The organism is Enterococcus sp. 2G9_DIV0600, assembly GCF_002140615.1.
GTDB lineage: Bacteria > Bacillota > Bacilli > Lactobacillales > Enterococcaceae > Enterococcus_D > Enterococcus_D innesii.
The window spans coordinates 2,409,736-2,416,595 of record NZ_NGLL01000001.1 but is presented as its reverse complement, the minus strand read 5'-3'; the positions used below and the strand labels follow the sequence as shown (position 1 = coordinate 2,416,595).

Here is a 6,860-nt window from a genome sequence, read left to right as displayed (position 1 = left end):
GATTTAGGGAAAAATAGGTATTTAATTAGAGGACATAAAACAATTACACTTACACTTGAATATACAGAGGATAATATTCAAGAGAAAGAAGCGGTTCAAGTAGGCGAGCTATTTAATTTCATTCTTGATGATGAAAAACATCATGATAAGTTAAATATTTTGCGTAATACTCTAACTATTTTTTTAGATAGTGACTCTAATGTAGATAACTTTGTTGAAAAATGTGATGAAATCTTAAAATCCGTTAAATACAATTTTAATCTTTATATTCAAGATAGAGTGAAATTATTCTTAGAACAAAAGAATAAATTGCTCCACGAATTTATTAATACAACCAGAAAAATAGAAGAGTTAACAGGACATCTAATTGGACAGATTAGAACCGTTTCGTTAAGTTTATTAGGTACAATTTTTTTAAGCCTACTAAATAATATTAATCAAGGGAAAAGTCGTGCTATACTTAACTTAGTCATCCTGAGTTATGTTTTTTACCTTGTCTTAAACTTTTTGATTGTTTATAAACAAGATAAACAAAAAGAAGCATTGCTAAGAAATCTAAAAGAATATACCGAAGAGTTAGGGGCAATAGGTGATAATAAAGATAACAATTTGTCCTATTCTAGTTTGAAAGTCAAATATTTAGATTCGTCGTTGGAGTATTATGAGAACTATCGGCTATCTTTGATGATAGGCCTTTTTATACTCAGTACACTATTTATAATGTTGTATTTGGCTATTAAATCTAATGTTATGCTGATTAAATTCGCCGAGTTTAATCACGAGTAATTCCTTTTATTCAGTCTTGAATAGAAGGTTTTTTTTCATCGGTTAATCAATTACTCTGTGATTGTCATTAAATATCGCTTTCTAATGATTGTATTGCATCTTCTCCTGAAAATATATGTACTTTTTGTCTCTAAAATAATGACGTTGTGTTTATGATTCAAAATAGCTTCACCTCTGTGCTATTTCACATAATCATTTTCTTTTTTATAGATCATGTGGTCACTCCTTTCGCAGTTAAGTACGCAATTAGGTTGAGCGCTATTTAATGATTGATAAAGAATTTAAATTACTGACGATACTTGTACTAAAAGGGTTCTCACAAATCTCATCATTTACATCTTCGAAATCATCAAACTCCCGCTTAAATCTCCGCTATATCGTTGTATATAATACCTATTGTTAGTCTTTCACAAAGTCATACCTACATAAAATTCTGAGCATCTAGTACCAAATATACATTCTTGTGATTCAGGAATTGAATCCGGAAATTCTTCTAAAAACTCGGAGTGGGAGATGTAGCCTTGTTCATACTGACTAATTAAATTCATGAGAGATCAAACCATTTCAGTTCTCCTTGGAAAAATTCTACATTTCGAATTTCCTCGAATTCAACCAGCGTAGAATCAACGTAAATACCGATCTCATCATGCCCAGAAAGGCGGCCTACGATGTCCGGTAAGAATTTGTCATTCTGTGTATAGTTAAGCTGAACAGCAATCTTTTTATTTTTCAAAAGAGCCTCTTGTAAAAATTCTCCAATTTCTTCAATTTCCATTTCCTGTTTAGGTGGGTAAGTGTAAGCTCGTTCCTCTTCAACTTTATTTACACTTGTTGTATGTTCCGATAAAAAGAAACCTATCCATTTTAATTTTTTCCGGTCCTCGTAAGGTTTAATCATTCCCATAATTATCACTCCTCACGAAAATTATACGAACGTTTGTTCGTTTTGTAAAGCGAACAGATCTTTAAATTGTAACGAGAGAACGAGTAGAAAAGATGAGAATTATTGGTGATAGTTTCGGTGATAGTGAAAAGAAAATATCGAAATGATAGAAAAGAAAAATCAGAGGATAAACCTTGATATAATGGTATTTTTAAAATAGAGAAATACTAGAAAAAGGGTAGAATGTATAAGAAAAACATGTTCGCCTTACTTGGCAAACCAGGTTTCGAAGATCTTGCAAAAGAATTGAACGAACGTCTATAATAAGATAAAGAAACGCCTCGAGCCAGTTCTGATCGGCTCAAGGCGTTTTTATTTTATTTAATAACAAATCAGTAATCCAAAAAATCAGTGGTCTTCTTTTAATCCCCAAAGCAACGCAGCAGACAATAGTCCAAAGATACAGGTTTGAATAATTGGCATTTGACTCATCTCCTTTTGATTTTCTTTAGTATAAAATGAATTCTATTCAGTGGCACGAACAAAGCAGTGGGTTTCAACGAACGAAACTGTTATTTCTTGGTGACAAATGCGTGATGAATGGAAATAAACCGTTTTCATTTTGATGCTTTTTTGTTATTATATCTTTAAGAAAGAAAACGGTTGAGGTGAGGATATGGAGAATATTACGATTGGTGAAAAATATGTCTGCCGACCAGTAGGGGCGAGTAAGCCTGTGATCGGTGTGGTGGAAAAACTATACGTAAATACGGCGTTGATCGTCGTTTCAAGTTGTGAAGAAGAAGATCAAGTACAAGTAGAAGCTTGTAATCGTCGGATGATCGTCAGCTTCAATAAAATTTTTACACAAACCAATGTTGCTTAACAAAAGAGTAAAAAATGCTGCTCCACGGATTACCGTGAGCAGCATTTTTCTTCGTGTGAGATCAGCCAACACCGATCACAAAGTTCAATAGTTTGTCTGAATAAGTCATGTCTTCTTCCGTCACACTCAACTCTTCATTTAAAATCCCCATCTGGTCGGTAATGATCCCGTCCACACCGTAAAAACGCATCCGGCTGATGGTATCCGCATCGTTGGGGGTCCAAACGAACACTTCCTTGCCGTCAGTCCGAGCAGAAGCGATGAAGTTGCGGTTGATCGTACTGTATTCCATTGTCAGAAAATCGGCACTAGTCAGTGGTGGGCCAACGACATTGAAGGGCATGATGTATCCTGACGTCAATTCAGGTGCTTTATCCTTTAATTCTTCAACAACTGTATAGGAGAGGCTTTGCATAATATGCCCATTTGCAACTAAATCCTCTTGGTATCGTTCTAAGAAGTCATCTACGAGCTGCGCAGTATCTTTTTGCTGAGTTTTGATCTCCACCAGCAGTTTTTGATCCAATTGGTTGGCAAGCGCCAAGTACTCGTCAAAAGTTGGAATACGGGCTGTCTGGTTGTTTTCCGAAACTGTCAGTGATTCGGCATAGCTCAAGGGTAATTGTTCTGGTTTTCCTTTGCCGCCGGTTAGTTGGCGGTAAGAAAAATCATGATAGACAATAAAATGACCATCACTTGTTTGCTGGACGTCCATTTCAACATAATCCGGATGATACTTCTCACTAGTAAAGCGTAGTGCTTCAAGAGAATTTTGGACCCCTTGTCCGTCGCTTACCCCTCGATGGGAGATCGTTACCGGATGAATCGAAGCAGCTGAAGTCAGATAGTTCATATTATATAGACTAACACCGACACCGAAAAGCACCGTCACCAAGGTAAACAAGGAACTTTTTAGACCTAAGAAATGACGCTGGTTCAATGGTTCTTGGTGGAACCATGAAGGAATCTCTGGTAAAAAACCTTCGTCATCCATGAAATCAACGATGATATAAAAAATAGCTACGGTCGATAAAATGACATTCAGTAACAAAATAAACTGTAAGAAAGTCATAATAAAAACAGCACTATACAAGGCATAATTCGGTGCAACAGCTTCGATTACTGCTTGAATCGTGATCAGCAAAGTAAAGCTAAGTGTCGTGATCAATAAGATGCTGCCACTAATAAAAACAAACTGACCAACGATAGCAAAAAAGCGGCGTTTAGTCACTTGAAGGCTTTCTTTGATCGCTTTTCGAAAAGGCAAATCACGCAAAATCATTTCTGGCAAGGCAAAAATCACGCGAATTCCTAAATAGATCAACAAGACATAGATCAAAAGCACTGCTCCGATGATTACGACACGGTTGGCAAAAATGAAATCCATGATAAAGGCAGGGATTTTGATTTTTGCGAGTAAATCCGAATTAAAGCTCAACCCACCGATGGGTAGAATCAGTAAGAAGTAAAAGAGAAAAAATAAAAAGGTCATCGGCCGTAATTTTCGCAACTGCAAAACAGTCATCCGTAACAATTGGCGCAGGCTGATGGGTTGTTTCTTTTTGATAAAATAGACACTCAACAACAAGAATGTAAACTCAAAAAAGACGGCTAATAAGATCAAAAGCAAAATCACTGTTAGTGAAAGCAATACGACAGGATGATCTGTAAAAATACTCCCGATATTGTCGAATGAAAGGTAAGGTAAGCCTCCCCGTCTTAGAACGAATTTGGTGGAAGAAGTTAATATGGGAATTACTAAGAACAACAAGGCACCGTGCATCAATAAGACATCACGGAAGTAGGCGTTGCTGTCTTTCAAAAAATCCCAAGTGTTGATGAAGCTGTTTTTTAAATAATTCATGGTTGTCATCCTAACAATAGTAAGTATTTTAGTTCTCTGGGTAATAAAGGTAAAGGCGGTAAAAAAGCCGAACAGTTTAGCAGCAAGTTCGTCACAGGCATAGATCCTGTCTCAAACGTAGCTCCTTCACCTTCGGCTCAATAAATTGATCGCTTTTCTTACTCTAATTCTTATCCGCCTAACAAACCAGTTAAGAATGTCCCACCATAAATCAATGCCATACTGTACAAGAAAATTGAGGCAGGTTTTGCTAATAAAATAATCAACGTAAACTTCTTAACGGACATGTTGGTCAACCCAGCCATGAGACAAAGGGCATCATCTGGGGCAACCGGTAGAAAGATCGCAAGGGCGAAAAGTTTTTCAAATCGGCTTTGGTTATCTAACCAGCCAATATATTTATCGTAAGTTTTGTCACTGATCATACTTAAAATGAATGGTTTACCGTATCGTCGGCCAAGCAGGAAAATAATGACAGAACCAATACTGATTCCTACATAGTTATAAACGAATCCTAGGTAAGGACCGAAAATCAAAACACCTGCAGCGCTGGAGACACCACCGGGAATGATTGGGATCACGACTTGCAAGATCTGCAATAGGATAAAGACGATTGGTCCTAAGATAACAGAATTTCCAACTAGACCTCGTAAGGCATTAATGTCTTTGAAAACACCTAGATTGATAAAATAGATCGTTAATGCGATAGATAAACCTAAGCCAATAATAGAAATCGTATTAATGATACGACGAGAAGTTGCTATGCTCACAGGACTTCATCTCCTTTTTGTTTCATAATCTCACTATACGGGGTGAGACCAGAAAAATCCAGTAAAACAAATGACAAACGTCAAACAGTTTTGTAAGGTATGCCTTTATTATAAGAGAAGTCCGCAAAGAAAACATTGTACCAAAGTCTGAAATAAGAAAAATTTATAGTTTCGGCACGCCATTAGTTTTAGGAGGCTTTTTTATCTGGGTGACGTTTTTTTGTGCGCTTCACTTGCCAACGATTGACGATCTTTTCAACCACACTCGTCATCATGAAGCCTCCGGCGATCGCCCCAGCAGTGATAACCACGATCATCAGATTTTCAAAGCCGACAAAGTTGTCTCCTAAAGCAAATTCTCGAACGGCTTTATAGGCAGGTCCACCCGGTACGAGGGGAACGAGACTAGGAATGTTAAAAATGATCATAGGCATTTTTTTTCTGCGGGAAAAAAAGATGCTGACGCAACCGACAGCAAATGCGGCTAAAAAGTTGGCGCTACCTAAACCATAGCCAATCGTTTTTAATGACCAATAGATCATCCAGCCAACGGTTCCGGCAATGCCTGTGGCAACCAAAGCTCTTTTAGGAATATTAGTCAAAATGCCAAAGGTCACGGTGCTTAAAAAGCTGAAGGAAAGGTGAATAAAAATCGTCATGAGATCCCTCCAAATAAGGTGAAGACCGTAGCGATGCCGACACCGATCGCGGCAGCTGTGAAAATGGCTTCAGTACCTCGGGCGGTTCCGCTGATGAGATGGCCCGCCAAGATATCGCGAAAGGAATTGGTGATCGCTACACCAGGAACTAAGGGCATGACGGCACCGATAATCAAATTATCGACGTTTTGTGCGACATGAAGGGAGACCGCTAAGACAGACAAAGTACCGATTATTAAAGAGGCGCAAAACATATCCAAAAAGCGGATATCGATCACTTTCTTGACCCAATACGCGCATAAAAATCCCAGACAGCCAATAATGAAGGTCGGTAGAAAGTCAAACCAAGCACCGCCAAAAATAATCATTAAGGTACTGCTGACTACACCAGCACTAAGGACCTGCAGCCAGTAGGGGAAACTTGGTGTTGTCGGATTGACCTTTTTTAATGCCTCGTGCAGTTCCGCTAAAGAAATTTTCTTTTCTGCATAAGCACGAGAGAGTCCGTTAACGGCAACGATTTTTTCGAGATTGATGACTCGATCATGGACATTTTCTACTTGCGCATAGTGACTGCTGCGCAAACCCATAAAAAGACCAGTTGCTGTTACATAACTAATACTACCTTGCTCCCCAGCGTTGGCTGCAATTCGATTCATTGTATCTTCTACTCGATAGACTTCCGAGCCGTTTTCCATCATGATTTTTCCTGCTAATAAGCAGGTCTCCAATAATAGCTCTTTCGATTCAGCCATTTCCAAACCCCTTTTTCAATCGAATTTGCGCACTACAATCTTAGTGTACAATTTCAGCGAGTTTTCAACAAGAAAGAAAAGTAGATTTGAAAAATAACTAGCAACCTATACGCAGGATTTTTTGTGATAAGTGAAAGGAGAGGCACTTCTCTTTATTCGTAAAGATTCATGTTTAATGAACAAAGTGAATAGAAATAAGATAACGGATGGAGTGTTTTATTTTAAAAAAATGAATAACTCGGTTACAATTAAATAAA

General features: G+C 37.8%; 7 protein-coding genes. 2 read left to right on the top strand and 5 right to left on the bottom strand.

All coding sequences use genetic code 11. The features are described from left to right. On the top strand, nucleotides 1-786 hold a 786-nt coding region (locus tag A5870_RS17365), incomplete at its 5' end, for a hypothetical protein (RefSeq protein WP_176277851.1). A 544-nt stretch (nucleotides 787-1,330) separates the two neighbouring features. On the opposite strand, the gene A5870_RS11530 is transcribed toward A5870_RS17365, so the two are convergent. Continuing rightward, nucleotides 1,331-1,690 carry a hypothetical protein gene (locus A5870_RS11530; protein WP_086292929.1) on the bottom strand — a complete coding sequence of 120 codons (360 nt, stop codon included), beginning with the start codon at nucleotides 1,688-1,690 and terminating at the stop codon, nucleotides 1,331-1,333. A 655-nt stretch (nucleotides 1,691-2,345) separates the two neighbouring features. Here A5870_RS11530 and A5870_RS11525 point away from each other — a divergent pair. Then, the gene (locus tag A5870_RS11525; RefSeq protein ID WP_086292927.1) at nucleotides 2,346-2,555 is read left to right on the top strand and encodes a hypothetical protein; all 210 of its coding nucleotides are present in this window, start codon (nucleotides 2,346-2,348) and stop codon (nucleotides 2,553-2,555) included. Nucleotides 2,556-2,616: 61 nt separating this feature from the next. Here the strand turns inward: A5870_RS11525 and A5870_RS11520 are convergent, their stop codons facing one another. From A5870_RS11520 to A5870_RS11505, 4 genes are all read right to left on the bottom strand, one after another. After that, on the bottom strand, nucleotides 2,617-4,419 hold the full coding sequence (locus A5870_RS11520; RefSeq protein ID WP_077454205.1) for a glycerophosphoryl diester phosphodiesterase membrane domain-containing protein: 1,803 nt from the start codon (nucleotides 4,417-4,419) through the stop codon (nucleotides 2,617-2,619). 170 nt (nucleotides 4,420-4,589) lie between these two features. Next, nucleotides 4,590-5,189, bottom strand: coding sequence for a TVP38/TMEM64 family protein (locus A5870_RS11515; protein ID WP_077454204.1), 600 nt, complete (start codon nucleotides 5,187-5,189; stop codon nucleotides 4,590-4,592). Between the two features lie 188 nt (nucleotides 5,190-5,377). Beyond that, the gene (locus tag A5870_RS11510) at nucleotides 5,378-5,848 is read right to left on the bottom strand and encodes a threonine/serine exporter family protein (RefSeq protein WP_077454203.1); all 471 of its coding nucleotides are present in this window, start codon (nucleotides 5,846-5,848) and stop codon (nucleotides 5,378-5,380) included. Next, nucleotides 5,845-6,603, bottom strand: a complete 759-nt coding sequence (locus tag A5870_RS11505) for a threonine/serine exporter family protein (RefSeq protein ID WP_086292924.1) — start codon at nucleotides 6,601-6,603, stop codon at nucleotides 5,845-5,847. The genes A5870_RS11510 and A5870_RS11505 overlap by 4 nt, the downstream gene beginning before the upstream one ends. Nucleotides 6,604-6,860: the final 257 nt, after the last annotated feature.